The organism is Planococcus beigongshangi (assembly GCF_016820495.1).
Lineage (GTDB): Bacteria > Bacillota > Bacilli > Bacillales_A > Planococcaceae > Planococcus > Planococcus beigongshangi.
Window position 1 is genome coordinate 16,042 of record NZ_JADHDU010000001.1, and the last position, 21,517, is coordinate 37,558.

The 21,517-nt window shown below is 47.6% G+C and carries 28 protein-coding genes; 20 read left to right on the top strand and 8 right to left on the bottom strand.

What is annotated here, in order from left to right:
- Window positions 1–6: 6 nt before the first annotated feature.
- From IQ294_RS00085 to IQ294_RS00100, 4 genes are all read left to right on the top strand, one after another.
- The gene (locus tag IQ294_RS00085; RefSeq protein WP_203331981.1) at window positions 7–672 is read left to right on the top strand and encodes a potassium channel family protein; all 666 of its coding nucleotides are present in this window, start codon (window positions 7–9) and stop codon (window positions 670–672) included.
- Between the two features lie 28 nt (window positions 673–700).
- Window positions 701–907 (top strand): heavy-metal-associated domain-containing protein, encoded by a 207-nt coding sequence (locus IQ294_RS00090; RefSeq protein ID WP_203331982.1) that lies wholly within the window; start codon window positions 701–703, stop codon window positions 905–907.
- Between the two features lie 222 nt (window positions 908–1,129).
- Complete coding sequence (locus tag IQ294_RS00095) at window positions 1,130–1,330, top strand: hypothetical protein (RefSeq protein WP_203331983.1); 201 nt, start codon at window positions 1,130–1,132, stop codon at window positions 1,328–1,330.
- Between the two features lie 103 nt (window positions 1,331–1,433).
- A complete protein-coding gene (locus tag IQ294_RS00100) occupies window positions 1,434–1,928 on the top strand; it encodes a DUF2243 domain-containing protein (protein WP_203331984.1) in 495 nt (164 codons plus the stop codon).
- A 113-nt stretch (window positions 1,929–2,041) separates the two neighbouring features.
- On the opposite strand, the gene IQ294_RS00105 is transcribed toward IQ294_RS00100, so the two are convergent.
- Complete coding sequence (locus IQ294_RS00105; protein WP_203331985.1) at window positions 2,042–2,623, bottom strand: protein-L-isoaspartate(D-aspartate) O-methyltransferase; 582 nt, start codon at window positions 2,621–2,623, stop codon at window positions 2,042–2,044.
- 172 nt (window positions 2,624–2,795) lie between these two features.
- On the opposite strand from IQ294_RS00105, the gene msrA reads away from it, so the two are divergent.
- The 8 genes from msrA (at window position 2,796) to IQ294_RS00145 (ending at window position 7,978) form a co-directional block, all read left to right on the top strand.
- On the top strand, window positions 2,796–3,476 hold the full coding sequence (gene msrA / locus IQ294_RS00110; protein ID WP_203331986.1) for a peptide-methionine (S)-S-oxide reductase MsrA: 681 nt from the start codon (window positions 2,796–2,798) through the stop codon (window positions 3,474–3,476).
- Between the two features lie 154 nt (window positions 3,477–3,630).
- Window positions 3,631–3,825, top strand: a complete 195-nt coding sequence (locus IQ294_RS00115) for a PLD nuclease N-terminal domain-containing protein (protein WP_203331987.1) — start codon at window positions 3,631–3,633, stop codon at window positions 3,823–3,825.
- A complete protein-coding gene (locus IQ294_RS00120) occupies window positions 3,822–4,703 on the top strand; it encodes an ABC transporter ATP-binding protein (protein WP_238942570.1) in 882 nt (293 codons plus the stop codon). Before IQ294_RS00115 ends, IQ294_RS00120 begins: the two co-directional genes overlap by 4 nt.
- On the top strand, window positions 4,700–5,485 hold the full coding sequence (locus tag IQ294_RS00125) for an ABC transporter permease (RefSeq protein WP_203331989.1): 786 nt from the start codon (window positions 4,700–4,702) through the stop codon (window positions 5,483–5,485). Before IQ294_RS00120 ends, IQ294_RS00125 begins: the two co-directional genes overlap by 4 nt.
- Window positions 5,486–5,530: 45 nt before the next feature.
- Entirely contained in the window at window positions 5,531–5,935 is a 405-nt protein-coding gene (locus IQ294_RS00130) for a VOC family protein (RefSeq protein ID WP_203331990.1), read from the top strand.
- Window positions 5,928–6,632 (top strand): CBS domain-containing protein, encoded by a 705-nt coding sequence (locus tag IQ294_RS00135; protein WP_203331991.1) that lies wholly within the window; start codon window positions 5,928–5,930, stop codon window positions 6,630–6,632. Before IQ294_RS00130 ends, IQ294_RS00135 begins: the two co-directional genes overlap by 8 nt.
- A 13-nt stretch (window positions 6,633–6,645) precedes the next feature.
- Window positions 6,646–7,470: a metallophosphoesterase gene (locus tag IQ294_RS00140; RefSeq protein WP_203331992.1), complete on the top strand. Its 825-nt coding sequence runs from the start codon at window positions 6,646–6,648 to the stop codon at window positions 7,468–7,470.
- 25 nt (window positions 7,471–7,495) lie between these two features.
- Window positions 7,496–7,978: a GNAT family N-acetyltransferase gene (locus IQ294_RS00145; RefSeq protein WP_203331993.1), complete on the top strand. Its 483-nt coding sequence runs from the start codon at window positions 7,496–7,498 to the stop codon at window positions 7,976–7,978.
- A gap of 29 nt (window positions 7,979–8,007) precedes the next feature.
- On the opposite strand, the gene IQ294_RS00150 is transcribed toward IQ294_RS00145, so the two are convergent.
- The gene (locus IQ294_RS00150) at window positions 8,008–8,331 is read right to left on the bottom strand and encodes a CHY zinc finger protein (protein ID WP_203331994.1); all 324 of its coding nucleotides are present in this window, start codon (window positions 8,329–8,331) and stop codon (window positions 8,008–8,010) included.
- A 108-nt stretch (window positions 8,332–8,439) separates the two neighbouring features.
- On the opposite strand from IQ294_RS00150, the gene IQ294_RS00155 reads away from it, so the two are divergent.
- Window positions 8,440–8,970, top strand: coding sequence for a histidine phosphatase family protein (locus IQ294_RS00155; protein WP_203331995.1), 531 nt, complete (start codon window positions 8,440–8,442; stop codon window positions 8,968–8,970).
- Window positions 8,971–9,004: 34 nt separating this feature from the next.
- Here IQ294_RS00155 and IQ294_RS00160 read toward each other — a convergent pair whose 3' ends face one another.
- Window positions 9,005–9,628 (bottom strand): flavodoxin family protein, encoded by a 624-nt coding sequence (locus tag IQ294_RS00160; protein ID WP_284699710.1) that lies wholly within the window; start codon window positions 9,626–9,628, stop codon window positions 9,005–9,007.
- A 132-nt stretch (window positions 9,629–9,760) separates the two neighbouring features.
- Between IQ294_RS00160 and IQ294_RS00165 the strand changes: the two genes are divergently transcribed.
- The 4 genes from IQ294_RS00165 to IQ294_RS00180 all read left to right on the top strand — a co-directional run bounded on the left by IQ294_RS00165 (window position 9,761) and on the right by IQ294_RS00180 (window position 14,264).
- Window positions 9,761–10,774, top strand: a complete 1,014-nt coding sequence (locus IQ294_RS00165; protein ID WP_238942571.1) for a GTPase — start codon at window positions 9,761–9,763, stop codon at window positions 10,772–10,774.
- Window positions 10,775–10,838: 64 nt separating this feature from the next.
- Complete coding sequence (locus tag IQ294_RS00170) at window positions 10,839–11,519, top strand: response regulator transcription factor (protein ID WP_203331996.1); 681 nt, start codon at window positions 10,839–10,841, stop codon at window positions 11,517–11,519.
- Window positions 11,500–12,903 (top strand): sensor histidine kinase, encoded by a 1,404-nt coding sequence (locus tag IQ294_RS00175; RefSeq protein ID WP_238942572.1) that lies wholly within the window; start codon window positions 11,500–11,502, stop codon window positions 12,901–12,903. The genes IQ294_RS00170 and IQ294_RS00175 overlap by 20 nt, the downstream gene beginning before the upstream one ends.
- A 173-nt stretch (window positions 12,904–13,076) precedes the next feature.
- Window positions 13,077–14,264: a S1C family serine protease gene (locus IQ294_RS00180; RefSeq protein ID WP_203331997.1), complete on the top strand. Its 1,188-nt coding sequence runs from the start codon at window positions 13,077–13,079 to the stop codon at window positions 14,262–14,264.
- A 77-nt stretch (window positions 14,265–14,341) separates the two neighbouring features.
- Here IQ294_RS00180 and IQ294_RS00185 read toward each other — a convergent pair whose 3' ends face one another.
- Together IQ294_RS00185 and IQ294_RS00190 are read right to left on the bottom strand one after the other, a co-directional pair.
- Window positions 14,342–14,566, bottom strand: a complete 225-nt coding sequence (locus IQ294_RS00185) for a hypothetical protein (RefSeq protein ID WP_203331998.1) — start codon at window positions 14,564–14,566, stop codon at window positions 14,342–14,344.
- Window positions 14,567–14,621: 55 nt separating this feature from the next.
- Window positions 14,622–15,326, bottom strand: coding sequence for a type 1 glutamine amidotransferase domain-containing protein (locus IQ294_RS00190; RefSeq protein WP_203331999.1), 705 nt, complete (start codon window positions 15,324–15,326; stop codon window positions 14,622–14,624).
- Between the two features lie 215 nt (window positions 15,327–15,541).
- On the opposite strand from IQ294_RS00190, the gene IQ294_RS00195 reads away from it, so the two are divergent.
- Genes IQ294_RS00195 through IQ294_RS00205 form a run of 3 tightly spaced genes read left to right on the top strand, consistent with a single transcriptional unit; the run spans window position 15,542 to window position 17,440 of the window.
- Window positions 15,542–15,847, top strand: coding sequence for a hypothetical protein (locus tag IQ294_RS00195; RefSeq protein WP_203332000.1), 306 nt, complete (start codon window positions 15,542–15,544; stop codon window positions 15,845–15,847).
- A gap of 21 nt (window positions 15,848–15,868) precedes the next feature.
- Window positions 15,869–16,687: a manganese catalase gene (locus tag IQ294_RS00200; RefSeq protein ID WP_203332001.1), complete on the top strand. Its 819-nt coding sequence runs from the start codon at window positions 15,869–15,871 to the stop codon at window positions 16,685–16,687.
- 57 nt (window positions 16,688–16,744) lie between these two features.
- Window positions 16,745–17,440, top strand: coding sequence for a YqjF family protein (locus tag IQ294_RS00205; protein ID WP_203332002.1), 696 nt, complete (start codon window positions 16,745–16,747; stop codon window positions 17,438–17,440).
- Between the two features lie 41 nt (window positions 17,441–17,481).
- Here IQ294_RS00205 and IQ294_RS00210 read toward each other — a convergent pair whose 3' ends face one another.
- From IQ294_RS00210 to IQ294_RS00220, 3 genes are all read right to left on the bottom strand, one after another.
- Window positions 17,482–17,877 (bottom strand): DUF2512 family protein, encoded by a 396-nt coding sequence (locus tag IQ294_RS00210; RefSeq protein WP_203332003.1) that lies wholly within the window; start codon window positions 17,875–17,877, stop codon window positions 17,482–17,484.
- A 108-nt stretch (window positions 17,878–17,985) separates the two neighbouring features.
- On the bottom strand, window positions 17,986–18,861 hold the full coding sequence (locus IQ294_RS00215) for an SDR family oxidoreductase (protein ID WP_203332004.1): 876 nt from the start codon (window positions 18,859–18,861) through the stop codon (window positions 17,986–17,988).
- A gap of 56 nt (window positions 18,862–18,917) precedes the next feature.
- Window positions 18,918–21,500: a YfhO family protein gene (locus tag IQ294_RS00220; protein ID WP_203332005.1), complete on the bottom strand. Its 2,583-nt coding sequence runs from the start codon at window positions 21,498–21,500 to the stop codon at window positions 18,918–18,920.
- Window positions 21,501–21,517: the final 17 nt, after the last annotated feature.

A 21,517-nucleotide genomic window follows, 5' to 3' on the forward strand; every position in this document is an offset into this window, starting at 1 on the left:
TGGGGGATGGCCATGAAGAAAAAACAGATAGTGGTGATTGGGCTCGGCAGGTTTGGCAGCAGTGTATGCAGGGAATTATACAAACTCGGCCATGAAGTGATGGCAATTGATAAGGATGCAGAAAATGTTGAGCCCCTTATTGGATATTCTTCGCAAGCATCGGTTGCAGACGCTACAGATAAAACGCAGCTGAATAATCTTGGTGTCAGAAATTTTGATCAGGCCATTGTCGCTATTGGAGATGACCTGCAGGCGAGTGTGCTGTGCACACTGATGCTGAAGGAGATCGGACTGTCGAGCGTGTGGGTGAAGGCGCGGGATCTGCAACATAAGAAAATACTGGAGAAAGTCGGAGCCGACCGTGTCATCCAGCCGGAATATGAAATGGGCATCCGGGTGGCGCACCATATCGATTCAGAAAACATCGTCGATTATATCGATCTTTCAAAAGACTACAGTATCGTCGAAATGGCGGCGACTGAAAAAATTGCAGGCAAATCGTTGATTCAGCTGGAGATCCGCGTCAAATTCAATTGTATTATTTTGGCGCTGAAAAGAGGGGAAGATGTCAATATCGCCCCGCATGCGGATGATGTCGTCAATGAGGGGGATGTTCTCGTCGTGATGGGCCACCGCAATGATTTGAAGAGGCTTGAGGAAAAACGGCTGTAATATCACCCAATACCGAAAGGATGATTTGATGGAAACGATGACCATTTTTGTAAAAGGCGCAACGGAAGAAAAACCGGTCCAGTCACTGGAAGACCTGTTGGCGGAAGTTCCAGAAATTGAACGGGCGCTGGTGGATGTGGAAAATGGGGAAGTCAAAATCAATTTTGATGAAAATCAAATTTCCGAAGAGCAGATCATCAAAAGGATTCAAGTCGAAGGTTTTCATATTCTTTAGAGCGTTTACCGCTTTACGGGAACATCCGGCTTTAGTAGAATGAAGCTGAGTGGGAAACAACTGGTATTCCCATTAACATCCGATTTTGAAAGCAATGAGTTTTTTTGAATTCAACTACAAATCATTGGTCAAATGTTGCAGACGATAGTGCTGGATACAGAGCCGAAAAGAACCCATGTGATGGGGGCTTTTCGGCTTTTTCTATTTTGGGAGAAGAAGGGGATGCTGGACATTACGTATTTTGTGGATCATAAAAACAAAAAGATACATTCTCAGAGATATGCCGGCGATAAATGCGGATTCCTGGATACACCTGTTAAAGAACGGGAATTCACCGACTCGGAAGAATACATTATCAAACTGGAAAGTGAAAAGGGTTTTTACTTCTGTTCCTATTGCAAAGGTGCATCTCTTTCTCTCTGAATGGTAATAATAGGGCATTTTTGTGTTTATTTGTTTGACCATTACATTTACAGGGTATTTTATCCTATAATCATGCACATTGCGATTTTTGGAGGAGGATGGAATGGGGCCAAGTTCAGATAAGACGATTGCTCATGGAAACTTGAAAAATCGTGCAGTGTTTGCTGCACGTAATTTTTGGTCAGGCCTGCTGTTTGGACTTGGGTTTATGTCTTTTGCAACCGTAACCGCCTTTCATCAATTATTGGAATGGCATCATTTCTACGATCTTTCCGATAAAGAAACGGGCATCTTTTCAGATGGAATTCTGAATATGCTTGCCTGGACTTGTGCGATAGCCGGTCTGGCACTCCTCATCAGCCTCCAAAAGCGGAAAGCGCTGTGGCCCAGAAGATGGACAGGGGCAGCTATGATGGGCGCCGGGATCTATCTTCTATTTGATGGCATTGTGATCCATAAACTTTTAAAGATGCACCAAATCCGCCAAGTCGATGATCTGCTGCCCTATGATATAACCTGGCTTGCAGGCGGAACTGCGTTTCTCTTGACCGGGCTGTTCCTCGTTGTTCAGACAAGCAAAGAGAACCACCGTAAATAATAGAGTCCATCCACAAGTTTTTAAAAGCTGCGCTCCGGTTCCTTTGATTAGGTACGGAGGCAGCTTTTTTTGGTTTCCTTGTCGCAGGAGTTAAACGGCCGTTGTCGCTTTTCCTATTCATATTTCCCCTTCAACGGCACAAAGCGCACCTGGTTCAAAATGGTGGAATGGAGATTGCCTTCCGCATCTTTTTCGATCAGCCGCAGTTCCTGGCTCCAGGAAGCTCCAACCGGGAGAATCATTTTTCCGCCGGCAGCCATCTGAGCGATGAGTTCCTCCGGGATTTCAGAAGCGGCTGCGGTGACCATGATCCGGTCATACGGGGCATGCTCAGCCCATCCTGCACTGCCGTCCGCAAGCTTGAAGGAAATATTCCCGAATCCCATTTCATCCAATCTTTCCTTCGCACGCTTATGCAGCGCTTCAATGCGCTCGACTGTATAAACCTGTCCGCCGAATTCGGCCAATAACGCTGTTTGAAATCCGGAACCTGTTCCGATTTCCAATATTTTCGAATCCTTTTCGACATCCAGTGCCAACGTCATCTCAAGCACAAGCGAAGGCTGGGAAATGGTCTGCTCATGTCCGATCGGCACCGCTTCGTCAAAAGCAGCCATGTGTTTATAACGATCCATGAAAAAACTTCTGTCCATCTTGCGGAAATAGTCCTTGATCAACTGTCCCTTCTGTTTCAAAATCGCCACCCGCTTTCTTTTGATTGGCAGTGAATTTTCCGATGAAAGATCTTTATCTTCATTATAGGAAGAACTGTTTGGGCTGTCCTCTATTCACTCTTTCACGGACTCTCTGAAAAAAATGGCATAAACCGCGCCAGATGGGGAATAAAACAGATAAGGAGTGGTGAAGATGTTTCAGGGTTATCAAACTGTCGAAGAAGTGATCAATAATTTCAATCCGAAAGCGGAAACAGTGGAAACGGCCACTTTCGGCATGGGCTGTTTCTGGGGGCCGGAATCGATGTTCGGAAGTATTCCCGGCGTTTTAAGGACGAGAGTCGGATTTGCAGGAGGCACGTCCCCTAAACCGACATACCGTCATATGGGCGACCATACGGAGGCAGTCGAGATTGATTTTGATCCGGCCGTCATCCTTTACGAAGAATTGCTGCGGACGTTTTGGCAAAACCATTATCCGAATCGCGGCAACTATAAAGGGCGCCAGTATATATCCCTCATTCGTTACCGGGGGCAGGAGCAGCGGGCGGCCATTAATAAGGTGAAGAAAGAGATGGAGAAAGGCCTGGGAGAGGCCATTGAGACGGACATCGCAGCGTTTGAGGATTTCACATTGGCAGATGCCAGGCATCAGAAATATTATTTGAAGCGCTATCCGCATACTCTGGAACAGCTGCAGGACCTCCTGCCAAAACCGGAGCATCTCGTCGATTCCACATTTGCTGCGAGGCTGAACGGTTTTGTCAAAGGCTACGGAAAATTGCGGCTGCTGAAAGACGAAATCGCTGCCTGGGATATTGCGGAAGAGAATAAAGAAATTCTGCTGACAAAACTCGCATCGATCAAATGGTGATAAACCCAAAAGTCCGCCGGCAAACCCGGACGGACTTTTTTTTGTCATCATTTGTTCAGAAGCTCAAATTGCGGCCATCTAACTTCCGCAAATCCGATATACTGGTAGTAAGAAAGAGATACAGAAAAAAGAAAAACCAAAAGGGGGATTTGTAATGGAGACTTCCAGATTGATCATGCTGTTATTGCCGATTTTATTCATCCAATTGGGATTGATGATTTTTGCAATGATAGACTTGATAAAAGCGAAGCACACCAATGGGCCAAAATGGATGTGGGGCGCAGTCATCATTTTTGTGAATATCATCGGCCCGATTCTATACTTTGTCATCGGGAGGCGGAATTATTGAGCTTATTAAGTGTAAAAGAATTAACGAAATCCTATGATGGCACATTGGCGGTCGACCATGTTTCCTTTTCCCTTCAAGAAGGGACGGCTACGGCCTTGATCGGGCCGAACGGATCCGGTAAAACGACGACGTTGTCGATGATCGCGGGACTGCTGAAGGAAACGGAAGGGTCGATCAGCAGGGATTTTCAGTCAGGCGTCGGTTTTCTGCCGCAATATCCGCAATTTTTTCCGTGGATGACTGCTTTGGAATTTACAGAAATGGCTGCGCAGATCAGTGGGGTCGACAATAAGAAGGCGCGGAAGCAATCCATCAAAACGCTTGAATTTGTAGGATTGTCAGCTGCCATGAATAAGAAGGCGGGCACATTTTCCGGCGGTATGAAACAGCGGCTCGGACTGGCGCAGGCCATTGTGCACCAGCCCAAGTTATTATTACTGGATGAACCGGTTTCTGCACTGGATCCCACAGGCAGACGGGAAATCATGAACCTGCTGAAATCTTTGCAGCAGGATACGACAATACTGTACTCGACCCATATATTGAATGATGCAGAAGAAATGACAGACCAATTATTATTTCTGAAACAAGGCAAACTGGTCGAATACGGCTCACTTCCGGAAGTCAAAAGCCGTCATGCGGAACCGCGGATCAAACTGCGTTTCGATACGGAAGAGGCTGCGGCAATATTTGAAAAGCGCCAGCTGTGGCAAATGGATAGAGACAGGAACATCATCCAGATCCCGTTTACGGACGCGGGTCCGACCATGCAGCAGGTGCTGGCTGTCCTGGCAGATAATGATACCGGAATCGCTGGGGTTGAAAAGCAAAATGCTTCATTGGAAGAAATTTTCCTGAAGGTGGCGGGCGAACGATGAATCAATTCGGGATATTGATGAAAAAAGAATGGCGCGAAAATCTGAGGAATTATAAATTATTCTGGATACCGGCAGTTTTTATCCTGTTTGGCATCATGGAACCGGTCAGTAATTATTTTCTGCCGCAGATCCTTGATTCAATGGGGAATCTTCCGGAAGGTACGGTGCTGGAATTTCCGGTGCCTGAACCGGAGCAGATCCTGTCTGCAGTTATCGGGCAATATCAGCTGATCGGATTGCTGATCCTGACGTTGGCCTATATGGGGACCATCGCCGGAGAGCGGCGGAATGGAACTGCGACGCTTCTATATGCACGTCCATTATCATTCCGCGCGTATTTCCTGAGTAAATGGGCCATGGCATCAATTATTGCCCTGCTCAGTGTATGGCTGGGATTGCTGGCTGGCTATTATTATACATATCTGCTTTTCGTCAGCATAGATTTATTGAATTTCGTTCAGTTCATTGCAACATACAGCCTTTGGATAATCGTGGTGGTTTCGGTCGTTCTGGCTGCCAGCGCTGTTTCGCCGAATGCCGGAGCAGCTGCAGCGGCGTCGCTTGCAGTGCTTTTCGTCAGCCAGATTGTCGATGGGCTGCTGGGTACATATTGGACGGTCTCCCCGTTGAAATTGCCGGCTTATGCTGCTGCCTGGTTCGGCGGCGGACCTGTTGCCTCGGACTTTTGGTGGTCGGCAGGGATATCGGTTCTATTGATCATCGGGCTGGTGGCACTGGGGATTTACTTTTCTGCGAAAAAGGCGGCGTCAACGAAAGTCTGATCCAAGTTCCGGTAAGTCCTGAAATGAAAAAGGAGAGATGAGCAAATGATCCATCATATCGAATTGAATGTATCGGACCTGAACGTTTCCAGACAGTTCTACGATCAATTATTTCCACTGCTCGGCTACAGATTGTTTCAGGACTGGTCGGAAGGTTTCAGTTACAGAAAAGAAAAACAATATCTTGTTTTTGTCCAGACTGTGCCCGAATTTCTCGAAGCCGGCTATCACAGGAAAGCTGTGGGTTTGAACCACCTGGCGTTCCACGCATCATCGACCGCCGAAGTGGACATGATTACACAGCAGATGCGACAATCGAATGTGAAGATACTTTATGAAGATCGCCATCCTTATGCCGGAGGCGAAGAAACATATGCTGTTTTCATGGAAGATCCTGATCGGTTAAAAATCGAGATTGCAGTATCTGAAGGTGGTGGATACAATGGATAGGCAAAATTCAGAGCGTTTTTTATCGGCATTCAATAAAATTGAAAAAAAAATGAAAAGCCTCATCGACCGGAAAGATCATGTCAGCTTTTTTAAGGCCATCGATCTGTCGAAAAAAGAACACGCCACTATCCGGAAGTTTGAAGACGAACTCCGTGAATTCGGAGATCTCCGCAATGCGATTGTCCATCATCGTACGGAAACGGAATACGTCATTGCTGAACCGCATCCGGAAATTGTGGAATTGATCGAGCAGATAGAGAAACTTTTATCCACACCTGTTACTGTAGGGACTTTATTCGCACGGGAAGTACATACGGTTCGTTTGGAAGATACATTGAAAGAAGTATTACGTATGGTGAGGGACAGGAATTTCAAGCACATCCCGATCTATGACGGGGCAGAATTTTCAGGTCTCCTTACAGCGAATGGTATAATGAGATGGCTGGCGTCCACAGCTGAAGATGATCATATTTCCCGGGAAATAACAACGATGCGAGATATCATGGAATATGAGAAAAACGGGAACACATACCGTTTTATAGCGTCAAATACACCTGTATATGAAGCGGAGGAGATTTTCAGGGATTCGGTGGCATCCGGCCGTAAGCTGGAAGCATTGCTCATTACGCGGACCGGCAGGAAAGACGAAAATTTAACAGGGATTATTACACCGATAGATTTGATCCGAATAGAATAGTAGGTTGATGAAGATGAAAAAATTGTTAGGTCTTGCCCTATTTGCAGCGGTGGTCTGGATTTTTATATGGGGAAGCAATAATTGGATCCAAACAACTGAATATACCGTTTCCTCTGAAGAACTGCCAGCTGCTTTTGACGGCAAGAAAATCATGCAGGTATCCGATCTGCACAATGCGACATTTGGCGATCGGCAGAAGCCGCTGATTGAAAAGGTGCAGAAAGAACAGCCGGACGTCATATTCATCACGGGGGATTTGATAGACAGCAATCGATACGACCTTGAACCTGCTTTGACACTGGTCGACGCGCTGGTTGAAATTGCCGATGTTTATTTCGTTACAGGCAATCATGAAATTTCGATAAACCGATTGGATGAAATCAGGCAGGCACTTACCGATCGAGGGGTCATTTATCTGGAAAACGAAGCTGTGGACTGGACAATGGAAGGAGAAACGGTGCAGATTGCGGGTATCCATGATCCTTTGATGAGCAATTACAGGGGAGAAGAAGAATACACGAGAGGCGCTATAGCGGAGAGTGCGCTGTCGGATGACTTTACTTTGCTCCTTGCCCATCGGCCGGAGCAATTCGATGTCTATGTGGAAAATGGAATCGATGTCGTTTTCTCTGGGCATGCCCATGGGGGACAGGTCCGTATTCCGGGAATCGGTGGGGTTTTTGCGCCGGGCCAAGGATGGTTCCCTGAAATGACGAAAGGTGTTTTCAAAGAAGAAAATACACAGCTTGTCGTCAGCCGAGGTCTTGGAAACAGCGGATTCCCGCTGAGGATTCTGAATCGGCCGGAAATTGTATCGGTGACGTTAGTGAAGGAATAAAAAATTTTTTCATGGGGGGAACGGTGTGATCAACAAAAATGAAATTTCCCTGAGTTTATATAACCCGAAAATTTCAGTGCAATATGAATTGCCAAGGGAACAGCTGGAATTTTCAGGATTGCCGCAAGACATCATTAAACGTGATCGGGAAAATCCGCTGAAGCATTTCGTCATCATTAATGTGCGCAATGAAGTCGCCGGTTTCCTGGAGCTCGATGAGTCGGATGATCGGGAGAGGTATTCCAATAATCCGGCTGCCCTTCTGCTCAGAGGGTTTTCAGTAAATCCGAAATACCAGGGCCGGGGAATTGCGACCGGCTCCATTTATGCCCTGCAGGATTTTATCCGACGCGAATTCCCGGATTTTGATGAAGTCGTCCTCGGGGTGAATGCAAGGAATAAACCGGCAAAGCGGCTGTTTGAAAAAGTTGGATTTGAAGATACAGGCAGACGATTCATGCGCACTAGCGGTGAACAGATCGTCATGTGCATGAGAATAGAAAAATAGCACGGGGCGACAGTGCCCTGTGCTATTTTTTATGCGAAATAAAGGTGTTTGTGAATGCTGCAGCCGGGGTTGAAAGCAGCTGAGCAATTGGGGCATGAGGATTTGCAGCTCAAATACTCTTCTACAGTAAGTTCGTAGCCGCATGACCCGCAGAGCACAGCTTTCTGATTAAAAGATGCTGTCGGCCAAACCTGATGGTTGCCGCAGCCGGCAGCCTGGTGACATTCGAAACATGGGAAATATTCTCCGCAGCAATAAAATTTGATGGCAATCCGGTCGATTTCCGAATGGTAATGGCGGCAGCGCGTTTCTGGATCCACTTCGATGCCTTTGACATTTACGGTATGCCCCATTTCTGCTCCTCCTCTTTTGGCGATAAACAGGTGTCTTCTTCTATGCTACTATGGAATGGACAAATTATCGAAAAAAATCAAGTTTATTCAATAGAAGGAGATGGATTTATGCAGAAAACACTCTATTTGATCAGGCATTGCAAAGCGGCGGGCCAGGCTCCTGACGCTGAATTGACAGCGGAAGGCAGGCAACAGGCTGAAACGCTGACTGCTTTTTTCAAAGAAATCGAAATCAGCCATATCATCAGCAGTCCTTTTACACGCGCCATCCAGTCCATTGAGCCGCTGTCCGCCTCACGTGAGTTGCCGGTCCAGATCGATGACAGGCTGGCAGAGCGGGTGCTCAGTACAGAAGACTTGCCGGATTGGATGGAAAAGCTGGAGCAATCCTTCAATGATTTCGATTTGAAATTTGAAGGTGGAGAGTCGGCCAGGGAAGCAGCGAAAAGAGGCGCGGCGGTTTTGGATGAAGCCCCTGATCATGCGGTGCTGGTGACCCATGGGAATATGATGGGGTTATTGCTGAAGAAATTCGAGGAAGCTTACGGCTTTGAAGAATGGAAGGCGTTATCGAATCCCGACGTCTATGTTCTGGTGATTGAAGGCGAAGAGGCTTCAATAAAAAGAATGTGGAAATGAAAATGAGCCCGGAACCTGCGTTCCGGGCTTTTTTCTATTCCAATGTATTGCCTTCGGCAGGAATCGGGTTGTTTTTCAGCAGCCCTGCGAAATGGTATGTGTTATAAGCCAGCCGTTCAATGGTGGACTTCGTAAAGTCATTGTCCCTGCCGGCGTCCATGTAGGAGTCACCCGGACCTGCTTCACCCACCCAATATGCATCAACATTCGGGGGGACGGTGAAGCCGATATGCGAAAGGCTGTAAAGGATTTCTGAGGCAGAATGCTTGGCGCCGTCTTCATTGCCGGTCACGACAGCTCCGCCGACCTTATTGTAGAAAACGGCCTGTCCTTTGTCATTGGTGACGCTGCTGCTGCCATATAACCGCTCGATTGCCTGCGTGCAAAGCGAACTCTTTTCACCGAGCCAGATCGGGGTGCCGATGATCAGGATGTCAGCTGCCATCACCTTTTCTAAAATCTGCGGCCATTCGTCGCCATCGCCCATGTCTTCCTGCACACCATGGGCGATCTTGTAATCCGCCAGCCTGATAATTTCGGATTCCACACCAAGCTGATTATAGTGGAACTTTACATCTTCCATGAACCCTTCCGTATGGGAAGGGTCTGAAGTGCTTTTTAACGAGGCATTAAGAAATAAAGCTTTCAAATTCTGCATACGAACACTCCTTTTTTTCGGTTCATCCCTGTTATTCCCTGTATGTTATATTTTATTCATAGCGTTAGAATAGTTAGAAAGACGGGAATTGATTATAATGGAAGCAGATATTCTCTAAGGGGGCGACTGGATTTGGTGAAAAAGTTCGAAGACGAAATTATGCAGGCGATGAACAAAATGTTCGAGGATGAAATGAAAAAAGTGAACGATACTCTTGAGAAAGAATTGCTGATTTCCCTGATCGGTGAAGTGAATGCCGGTAAATCATCTACAGTGAACAGAATCATTGGCGAAGATATTGCCAGCACGAACCCGATGCCGGGTGAAACTGTCAGTGTCGATCCGTATAATATGCGCGGGCTGGAGAACATCAAATTTATGGACACGCCGGGTCTGAATGACCCCAATGACGAGAATCCGAAAAAGACGCTGGAATTCGTGCAGAAATCAGATGTTGTGCTATTCTTCCTGAATGCGGCAGGGACCGTATTTTCTGACAGCGAAAAAGAGAAATTCTCTGCTATCGAAAAGAACAACAAAGACATTCTGATCGTCTTGAACAAAATAGACGCTGCAGAAAATATCCCTTCTTTGATCCAATTCGTGAAGAGCCATACCAACCATAAATACAAAGTGATCCCGATTTCTTCAAAAACAGGCGAAAACCTGGAAGATTTGAAGCGCGAAATCCTGGTGATCCTTGAAAAAAAGGGTAAAGACCTGCTTTTCGCTAAAAGCATGAAAGAGAAGTCGGCCGCTGCCACCAGATGGATCGTCGGTGCGGGAGTTTCCGCCGGCATCATCGGAGCCTCCCCGATCCCGGGATCCGATGTTGTGCCGCTGACGTCCCTCCAGGTAGGTCTGATCATCAAACTTTCGAAGCTCTACGATAAACCGTTGACCAAAAAAGCGGCGAAAGACATGATCGTCATCACGGCTACGCAGACAGTGGGGCATACCATTTACAGGCAGGCACTGAAGTTCATTCCCGGTGCAGGGTCCATTATCGGTGGAACTGTTGCGACAGCGATGACCGTGGCACTCGGCTATGGGGTGAAATATTCTTACGAAAACGATATTGCCATCGATTATGACCTGATCGGTGACCTATTCAATAAATATAAGCAAAAGGCGACGAAGGCCTGACAATCCAAGCCGCTCACCCTTGAGCGGCTTTTTGCGTCACAGCCATCAGGAGAGGAGGCAGGAGATGCATATTCTAGTTGTCGAGGACAATCCAAGTGTTAGTACGATGCTGGAGTTATTTTTTTCGAAAGAAGGAATCACGGGTGATTTTGCTTATGACGGCAATGAAGGATTCGATAAATATCAGCAAAACAGCTATGATCTGCTGATCCTCGATTGGATGCTGCCGGGGATGGACGGAATAGCGCTTTGCCGGAAAATACGTGAACAGGGGGATCAGGTGCCGATTATCATGCTGACCGCAAAAGACACCGATTCCGACCAAGTAATCGGCTTTGAGATGGGGGCAGATGATTATGTCACGAAGCCTTTCAGTCCGCTGACGCTGATGGCGCGGATCAAAGCAGTCACGAGGCGGTCCCGGAAAGAGGAGAGGAATGAGGACGAAATCCAGACAGCCCATTTCACGATAAACAAAACGACGAGGGAAGTTCAAAAAGATGGTGCACCCGTCACTAATCTTACCCCGAAAGAATATGATCTGCTTCTTTTTCTTCTCCAGCATCCCAAACAGGTATTCAGCCGCGAGCAATTGCTTGAAAGGGTTTGGGGCTATCAGTTTTACGGGGACGAACGGACGGTAGATGTCCATATCAAGCGGATCCGAAAGAAAATAACCGGCGGTGAAAAGTACTTCCATACGGTTTGGGGAGTTGGCTATAAATTTGAAGAACAGGCGGATTAATTATTTTTATCAATTGATGGGCAGCCACCTCAGCATTCTTCTGATTTCTTTTTTGATCCTCAGTTTGCTGTTTGTCCGTTTTGTCCAGGATTTCGCATATGAAGATAAAGTTCAGGAGCTGGAAAGTTACGGGCAGCAGATCCTTACCGAGCTGGAAGGTCCACGGCCGGCAGCCAATCTGGAGCAATATGTTTCGATCCTGCAGGCGCAGAATATCAATTTCATCGTCTTCGACCAGCAAAGCCGTATCCTTTATCCAATATCGGAAGCGTTTCCGCCGGTCGCGTTGACACGGGAAGAGTGGCACGTGATCGAACGGGGCGAAACGCTGGTGGTCAACCGGGATGTGGAGCGTTTTGAAGACACGGTCACATTCGTGGCGCTGCCTTATGTTGCAGACAACCGTCTCGCTGGGGGAGTATTGCTCGCGTCTCCTGTCAGCGGAACAAGTGAAATGATCTCCGAATTGAACCGGACCTTGCTGACAGCTATGCTGGCTGCTCTTTTGATTGCGCTTCTACTCAGCTATCTGCTGTCGAAGCTGCATGTCAGCCGGCTGCAGAGGATGCGCAAGGCGACAGCCATGGTCAGCGAAGGGAATTACGATGTGAAACTGCCTGAATCCGGCAGGGATGAATTCGGCGACCTGGCCAGGGACTTTAACAATATGACGACGAAACTGCATAAGTCCAATGAAGAAATTGAGCGGCTTGAAAATCGGCGCCGGCAATTCATGGCCGATGTATCTCATGAGATGAGGACGCCATTGACGGCGATCGCCGGGGTGATTGAAGGGCTCCGGACCAATATGATCGAAGAGGAGCAGCGCGAAAGAGGCATGAACCTTGTAAGTGAGGAAACAAAAAGGCTGATGCGGCTGGTCAATGAAAATTTGGATTATGAAAAAATCCGGTCGAATCAGGTGACTTTACTGAAGGAGACGGTGGAAACGCAGGAACTGCTGGAAATCATCAAGGAACAGATGGATTTCCAGGCTGCCGAAAAAGGCAATGTGATCCACATCACTGCAGAGCCGAGGCAGCAAGTCCATGTGGACATGGACCGAATGATCCAGGTGCTGACGAATATCGTCAAAAACAGTATCCAATTCACGGAGAACGGAGAGATCCGCTTGTCGGCTTATACAGAAGCTGGCTATTCGGTGATCCGGGTGGAAGACACGGGATCCGGCATTGATGTGGAGGAAATCGATTTGATCTGGCGCAGATTTTTCAAATCCGATGTGTCCAGAGGAAGCGGCCAGTTCGGCCTCGGCCTGTCGATCGTCAAACAATTGGTCGAACTTCATGGCGGCGATATAGAAGTGGAAAGCGAGAAAGGAAAAGGGACTGCGTTCACTATCCGATTCCCTGTCGAACAATGAAGCAACGGCGAATTTATCCGCCGTTGTTTTTTTTTGAAAAGTTCTTCATTCGGTAAAGCACTGGTCATAATTTGTTCATATTTGCCTGGTATTGTTTAGGTATCGGTAAGGGAAAATGCTTTTCCTGCCTCATGTTAACAGTATGCTAAAACAAAATCCGGGAGGAATAAAATATGGGCTATTATAATTCATCCGAACCAAAGAAGAAGAGCAAAGGGAATTTCGTTTCAGGGTTCGCGGGGGTGCTTGCCGGTGCCTTGCTGGCTGGAGTGGTGCTGCCGGGATTTACTGACACAGAAGAAGAGTCCGCAATTGAAACGCGGCAGGTTGAAAATGTCAGTAGCGTGAAAAACGTATCTACTGTAACCACTACTGATGTAACGGACATCGTCGACGCAACTTCAGAAGCAGTGGTCGGCGTATCCAATCTGCAGGCGGCGCGGCAAAATCCGTTCAGCCAAAGTACAAGCGGCGAGCCGCAGGAAGCAGGTGCAGGTTCTGGCGTCGTCTATAAGATCGATGGAGATTCAGCGTATATCGTCACGAATAACCACGTTGTGGAAGGGGCCGATCAAGTGGCCGTCACACTGACGGACGGCACCGAACTGGATGCGGAGGTATTGGGGACAGATGTCTGGACCGATTTGGCTGTTTTGAAAACAGCTTCATCCGGGATTGAAGCAGTGGCTGAATTCGGAGATTCCTCCGTTTTGAAAGCGGGAGAGCCGGTCATTGCCATCGGGAATCCACTAGGCCTGCAATTTTCGGGATCGGTGACAACGGGTGTCATTTCGGGAACAGAACGGTCAATCCCAATTGATATCAATAACGATGGCACGGAAGATTGGCAGGCAGAAGTCCTGCAGACGGATGCAGCCATCAACCCCGGCAACAGTGGGGGCGCTCTCATTAACAGCGCCGGCCAGTTGATCGGCATCAACTCGATGAAGATTGCCCGGGATTCGGTTGAGGGAATCGGTTTGGCGATTCCGATCAATTCCGCGATTCCGATCATTGAGGATTTAGAAGCAAAAGGTGAAGTTGAACGGCCGACACTGGGAGTATCCATTATGGATCTGCAGAGTGTACCCGTCCAGATCCAGCAAAACGAATTGAACTTGCCGGCCGAAGTGAAGGAAGGGGTTATCGTATCTTCTGTCGCTGAAGGCTCTGGCGCAGAAACTGCGGGTCTTCAGCGGGCTGACGTTATTGTCGGCATGGGAGAAGATGACATCACATCCGTTCTCGAACTGCGCCAATACCTGTATACCAAAGCGGAAGTCGGCGATACGATCACGATTAAATATTACCGGGAATCTGAATTGATGGAAGCACAAGTGGTACTTGCAGAAGGCTTGTAAAATCGAATTTGAACAGAAAAAAAGAACTCCCCACCGGGAGTTCTTTTTTTCTTCATGAAGCTTGAGTGAATCTATTGTCAGTTCATCAATCCGAATAGGTCGAATGCGATACCGAGTACCAGAATAATCAGAACGATGACAACGAAGACGGCTACACCGACTTTGATTTTATTCATTTCCTTTACTCGCGGTTCCTGGAGTCCTTCTTTTCTTTCAGGGGGACTGCCCAGATTGTCAGTGCTTTTCCTCATATAATCTTCGCGTTCCTGTGGCTCGTTTGTGTTTTTATCTTTATCGTTCATAAGTTACCCCTCCTCTTCGTCATCTTTACTCCTTCTATACCCGTTGAAGAGCTGATTAATCAAAATACTTTTCTTCCTGTTCCAGTTCGCGGCGGGTCAAAGCTTTAGCCAGCTCCTTGCCGAACAGTTCGGATGATTGGGGATCGCGGCCCGTCAGGATTCTCTCGTTCGCCCATACGACGAATTGATCCTGATCTTCTGATTTGGAATAATTTCCGACTTTCGAAAGTTCATCTTCCAGACTGAAAGGCAGCAGCCCCCGCACTTCTTCAGGTTCCTGATCATTCGGGTAACCCGTCACATCCAGTCCTTCAAGCAGCGGACGGCCTTCTTTCGTCTTTGTGAAAACAAGCGGGGCAGGGCCATGACAGACGGCAGATATGATGCCGCCAAGTTCGTAAACGATATTGATCATATTATGAAGATCTGCGTTTTTTGCAAGGTCGAACATCGCACCGTGGCCACCGACGATGAAAATCGCATCGTAGTCGCTAGCTTTAACATCCACCAGCGGAGTGGTTTTATCAGCGATCCCGGATTCGTACAGTTTCTTGTATTTTCCTTCCGGGTCATAATCTTTTGAGATGCTGAGCGGGTCAACAACGGGTTTACCGCCAAGCAAAGAAGCCAATCCCACCGTATGTCCTTCTTTTTCGAGTTCCATGGCAGGAGCGAATAACTCCTCCGCCCACCATCCCGTAACGTAATTGTTTTCTTCATCCGTATATCCGCCGGACAAAACAGCCAGCACTTTTGCCATAGTTCCTTCCTCCTCAACTTTTAAATTGTCTATTTGTTCATTTACCCTTCACCGGGATACTGAAACACTGTCCTTGTAAAGTGAAGGGAAGGGGAAGACGGCAGGCAATCAAATAAGTATCAGGTTCCCATTATATAATCAGATATCTATGTTTTTATTTTTGTCATCGGGGTAATCAAAAGGTGTATGTAAAGTTTTTGAAGGAGGAGGCTGTAATGACGGAGAAAAAAGATGACCGCAACCTCGATCCAGAGAGGGTGGAACAAAACGTAGACAACGAATCATCCGGCGGGCAAGATGCGAATGCCGGAGGAAATGATTCCGACTATGACGGTGGACATCCGTCAGACAGTGAGAGCCATGATAAACATGGTGAAGAATATGCCAGACGGCAGCATGGCAAAGACGAAATTGATACGGCTTCATTCAATCAAGGCGGCAATGACTCCGATTACGACGGAGGCCATCCGTCAGACAGTACAGGTAGCAGTAAAGGAAAAATCGATTCCGATAACAGCTAATTCTGACAGGAGTGTATGCTAATGTTTTTCCACAGTAAAGAACTTCAATATCATGCTAAACCGGAAGCTGCAGATCCGGTTTTTGCGAAACAGGTGCAGGAACTGATCGGTGGGCAATTCGGTGAAATGAGTGTAGCGATGCAGTATTTATTCCAGGGCTGGGGTACGCGCGGCAATGAAAAATACAAAGACTTATTGATGGATACGGGAACCCAGGAACTTGGACATATCGAAATGCTTGCTACATTAGTGGCCAGATTGCTTGAAGGTGCACCTGTTTATGAACAGGAGAAAGCGGCAAAAGATCCAATCGTCGGCGCTATCATGGGCGGTATGAATCCGCAGCATGCGATCGTCCATGGTTTGGGAGCATCTCCAAAAGACAGCAACGGCGTCCCTTGGAATGCCGGATATATTGTTGCCAGCGGTAACTTATTGGCCGATTTCCGTGCGAACGTCAACGCAGAGTCCCAGGGGCGTCTACAGGTAGCACGCCTCTACAGCATGACGGATGACCGCGGCGTCAAAGATATGTTCTCATTCCTGATTGCACGGGACACCATGCACCAAAATCAGTGGTTGGCAGCCATCGCAGAGATGGAAGCGAAGGAAGGCGTCATTGTTCCTTCAACAGTGCCGCCTGAATGGGAAGCGTCAGAGTTCTCGCATGTTTATTATCCGAATGCAGACAGCACGGCATCACAGCTTGATTTCCTGAAAAATCCTGCACCGGACGGCCACCCGTTCACAGTGGGCGAAACCAAACCGGCAGGCGGAGTTCCGGTATTAAAACCGGCACCTCCTGAAGCACATAATACATTGCCGGGTGAAAATGAATAAAAGTAGACCGGGCCTCTTTCTCTCGAAAGGGGCTCTTTTCTAATGGAGGATGATTTTATGGCAGCTGAACCATGGGTCATGACGCAGGCATGGCGGGACTTGCTTTTTCTTCACTGGCCGGCTGATCCGGGAAAAATCCGGCGGTATATTCCAGACGGGCTGGAACTGGACCTTTATGACAATCAAGCGTGGATCGGCATTGTTCCGTTCAGAGCAGAGGAAACAAGGCTGCGTTTTTTGCCGCCGATACCAGGACCTGCGAATTTTCTGGAAATAAACGTCAGGACTTATGTGCGCTGTAAAGGAAGATCCGGCGTTTATTTTTTCAGTTTGGATGCAAACAGTAAATCCGCTGTAGAACTTGCGTCATTCAGTGGATTCCTGCCTTACCGGCATGCTGCTATGTCACTTAAGAAAAAAAGCAACGGAATCTTCTTTGAAAGCCGCCTTACCGAGAAAGAGGTTCCGAAAGAAAAAATCTCTATGAACTATAGAATTATTCCTTATCCTGTGGTTTCATCACCACTTGAAAAGTGGCTGACAGAACGTTATTGCCTTTGGACAAAACCAGGCAAACGGCTGTTGCGGGTGGATATTGCCCACGATCCCTGGAATCTCAAATACGTAAAAGGGGAGATTACAGGCAATACAATGGCTCCGTATCTCGGAGTGGATTTCAGGGGGCAAAAGCCGATTGCCCATTATAGCGAGATGAAGAAAGTGCGATTTTTTGCACCGGTTCCAGAAACATGAACCCCCCGAAGCAAATGCTCCGGGGGGTTCACATCATACTTTTACATTCTCCTTGGCTCATCGGTCTCCGGCGTATGAGAAGTTTCCTTTTGTTCCCATACACGTTTTGTCAGATAGATATGGAAGAACCATTCACCCACTGCCACAAGGGCAGCTGTTATAAGAGCAGCTGTGATGAGTGAGAAATCGGGGTTTTCAATCAGCCACATGCCGAGCAGCCATACTAATAGGAACACTGCCACAAAATCTCCGCCGGTTGCGACCCGGTTGGATGTTTTCGGATAGATGGTCAGGTCTCCCGCAAATCCAACAATGGTAGTGATCAGGCTCAGGATAAATAAGTCGAAGACACCGACGCCGTATACAAGCCCGAGAATGATGAAAAGGACTGAGAAAATCATGGCAAATTTAATAAGCAATGCCTCCATATACTTCATCTGAATCACCTCCAGAAAATTTTTATTAGTTGCAGTATACCTATTTTCAGGCAAATGAATCAGCTGGCAGCAAAAAAAGCCCCCTCTGATAAAGAAGGGGCATTGATATTATGACGTGATAAAGTCTCCACCATTTACATGGATCGCCTGGCCGGTGACGTATGTCGAATCCTTCGACGCCAGATATACGTATGCAGGTGCCAATTCAGCAGGCTGGCCGCGTCGTTCCATCGGAGTATCCCCGCCGTGCTTCCCGACTTTTTCTGCATCGAAAGTGGACGGGATCAAAGGTGTCCATATCGGGCCTGGGGCTACGGAATTGACACGGATTCCCGATTCAATGAGATTTTCGGACAATGACCGTGTGAAGGCCGTAATGGCGCCTTTTGTCGCAGAATAATCGATGAGCGACGGTGAACCCCGATAAGCAGTGACTGAAGACGTATTGATGATGGAATCGCCTTTTTGCAGGTGAGGGACTGCAGCCTGCGTCAGATAGAACATGGAGAAAATATTCGTTTCAAATGTTTCGATCAACTGATCCTGGGAGATATTCAGGAAATCATCCTGCGGGAATTGTTTTCCGGCATTGTTCACCAGGATATTCAATTGGCCGAATTCACCGATCACATCGACGATCAGCTGATTGCAATTTTCAACTTTGCTGAGGTCGGTGGCGAATTTAAGGCATTTCCCCCCGTATGATTCCACGGCTTTCACCGTTTCATCAGCATCTTCGTGTTCATCCAGATAAGCGATTGCCACATTCGCACCTTCTTTGGCGAATGCCACCGCTACGGCGCGGCCGATGCCGCTGTCTCCGCCGGTGATCAGAGCTGTTTTGCCTTTCAGTTTATCGGCACCTTTATAGTCTTTATCATCGTAAATCGGTTCGGGAGCCATATTTTCTTCGAATCCGGGCTGTCTGCCCTGTTCCTGCGGATCGATAGCATCATCGATTTTTTCGTATTTATCTTTAGCCATTTTTATTCCTCCTAATAGTTGATCTCATGACTTTCCTATTCCCGTTAGTTTTTGCGCTAAACACGCCGGCGATACCTGAAAATCCAGATGGCACCGATTAAAATCGACAGCAGACTGACTATCAGCGAAGGAATGAAGAACGGCGGGCGATACGTAAAGATGATCCGGTTTTCACCTTCTTCGATCGGTACCCCGACAAACGCATAGTTTGCTTTCAGCACGTCTGTTTTTTCTCCGTTCACCTCAGCGCTCCAGCCGATTTCATACGGGATGACAGCTGATAGATAATCGTCGCCTGCAGTATTGTCATAGAGGATCTCAACACGGCTGCCGTCAATTTCCAATTCCTTGACGCCGGAAGTTTCAGCGGCTTCCCTTTGGAGAATTTCGTAGTTTTCACTGAACATCTGCAGCTCCGTTAAATAATACCTTCCTTCCGGTACTCTGATACGGGTCTTTTCCTCAGCGGGTACACGGATGGTCAGATCATCCACAAAGGTTTTGTAAATTGAATCGTTTGCTTTCCTGGATGTCGTGTAATTGTTGACAGTCAGGTCAAATCCGCTGCTTTCTGCAGTATTTATCAGTTTGAATGAAACATAGAGATCTTCGACTGTTTCTGAAGGCTCTTCCCAGATCAGGTCGATGCCCCCCGTTTCGCCGGTCACCTCCAAAATGCCATCTTCATAATCGGCCTGCACTCCTTCGATGCTGAATTTCGAGGTGATATCGCCTGTCAGCTGCACCGGGCTTCCGGTTTCTTCCGTGTCCAGTACGATGCCATTCAATATCGCATGTTCTCTGACAAGAGGGGGATGCATATCCAATACCGTTTCCTGGTATACATTTGTCGCACCTCTGGCAAAAGGGAGTACGTTTTCATTTTCGTAAACAAGGTAATTCCCGGAAGAGAGTATTTCCTTGAAACCGAAGGGAGTGTTGGTATCATCCGCAGGCCGGATAATGTATTTGCCCCGCACCAGGCTGAACAGGTTCGCACGGTTGCCGAGAGTTGCATAACGGCTGACGCTTTCACGTTCCATATCGATTTCCATATCATAGAGATAGAAATACAGGAGATTCTGGTTCAAGATGCTCGAATATGCACTCAAGCCCTGGAAATCCTGGACGATAGGTGTGTTATTGCGGACGCCTTCCATCCATTCGATGCGATACATCCCGCCGTCTTCCCGGGCATGGATTTGTTCCAGCAGCTCGCGGATTTCACGGTCATCGTATTCTGCCCCTGTCATCAATTCTTCAGAGACTTGATACACATCACCCATCTTCAGGATTTTTTCATGCTGATAGAAATTCGCGTAGACGATGACCCATAAGAACAATGCGGCAATCAGTAATCTTAAGGCGACCGGTTTCCGTGTATAAACAACTGCAAATACTAAAGCAAGCGTCAGTCCTAAGCCTCCAAGGATGATGCCGGTATCAGGCAGCGCAAATTCCAAAGCCGGATCCAGGAGCGCATAGATTAAATAGACGACAATAGTCAATCCTGCTGCGGCCAGGAGGTTTCTGCGCGAAATTTTCCGGAGCATGCTGAGTCCGCTTGCAATTGCGCCACCGGCAGCGAAAGAAATGAAATATTCCCAGCGGTACTGGGGGGCAGAGAAACCGTTGAAGGCGCTGCTGACGAACGGACTGAGATGCATGATGATACCGGCTGTTCCCAATAAGGCGAAAAGACGAAATGTTTTATTGCCGTAAAAACGGAAGATGAATAGGAACAGCATGAATAAGGCCGGCAAAAGGATGTAGCGGCTGGTGTAAAGAATATTATCGATCGGCCCGAAAATCGGAATGGCCTGCTCGTATGCCGGGCGATGATTGTTCAGATATGCGTAAACTGCAGGGACGAACGCAATTGCACCGATGCCGAAAGCGATGATGCCACTGATGAGCATGTCTTTCAACTTTTTTCTGCGGTGCTGTTCACCGGCAGAAAGCGGGATGAACAGCCTGAACAGGATGTAGATCCCGGCAAGCAGGAAATTGATGTAGGCAAAATAGAAATTATCGAAAAATGAAATGGAGACTGCGACCAGAAACCAGCCTGGTTTTTGTTCCCTGAAGATTTTTTCAATGCCAAGAATGAGCAGCGGGAGCCACAGAAATGCATCGGCAAAGAATTCCCAGTAGACCGCGTGGCGGAAATACATGCCGGACGCGCCGTAAACGGCAGCGCCGAGAAGCGATGGCCAATAAGCCAATTTCATATACATGAACAGGCGTGCCGTGATGAACAGCACAAATGTCAGGCGGATGACACTGATAAAAACAGCGAGATTGGCCCAAAAGAGAACGCTGGACTGCGGAATGAGGCCGGTAACTTCCATAAGCCAGACAAAAGGGATGGTGATCAGAAAAACGATGGATGTGGAAAAATAATACGCCAGCTCACTGAAAGTGCCGGCTCCCAACCCGAAATCGAAGGAATAGAAAAATTCCCCGCTGATGTATTGCTCATACAGAAGGTGCTTGAAAGGAGTCATCTGCGATAAGCCGTCATTTATGCCGGTCATATACTGCCCTTGTGTCCACTGGTAGAGAAAAACACCGTGGGTTAAAATAGCCAGCACGAAGCTGTACAGCAGAAGGAAGCGCAAGGGGTATTTCGTTAACATGGGTTCACCGTCTTTTC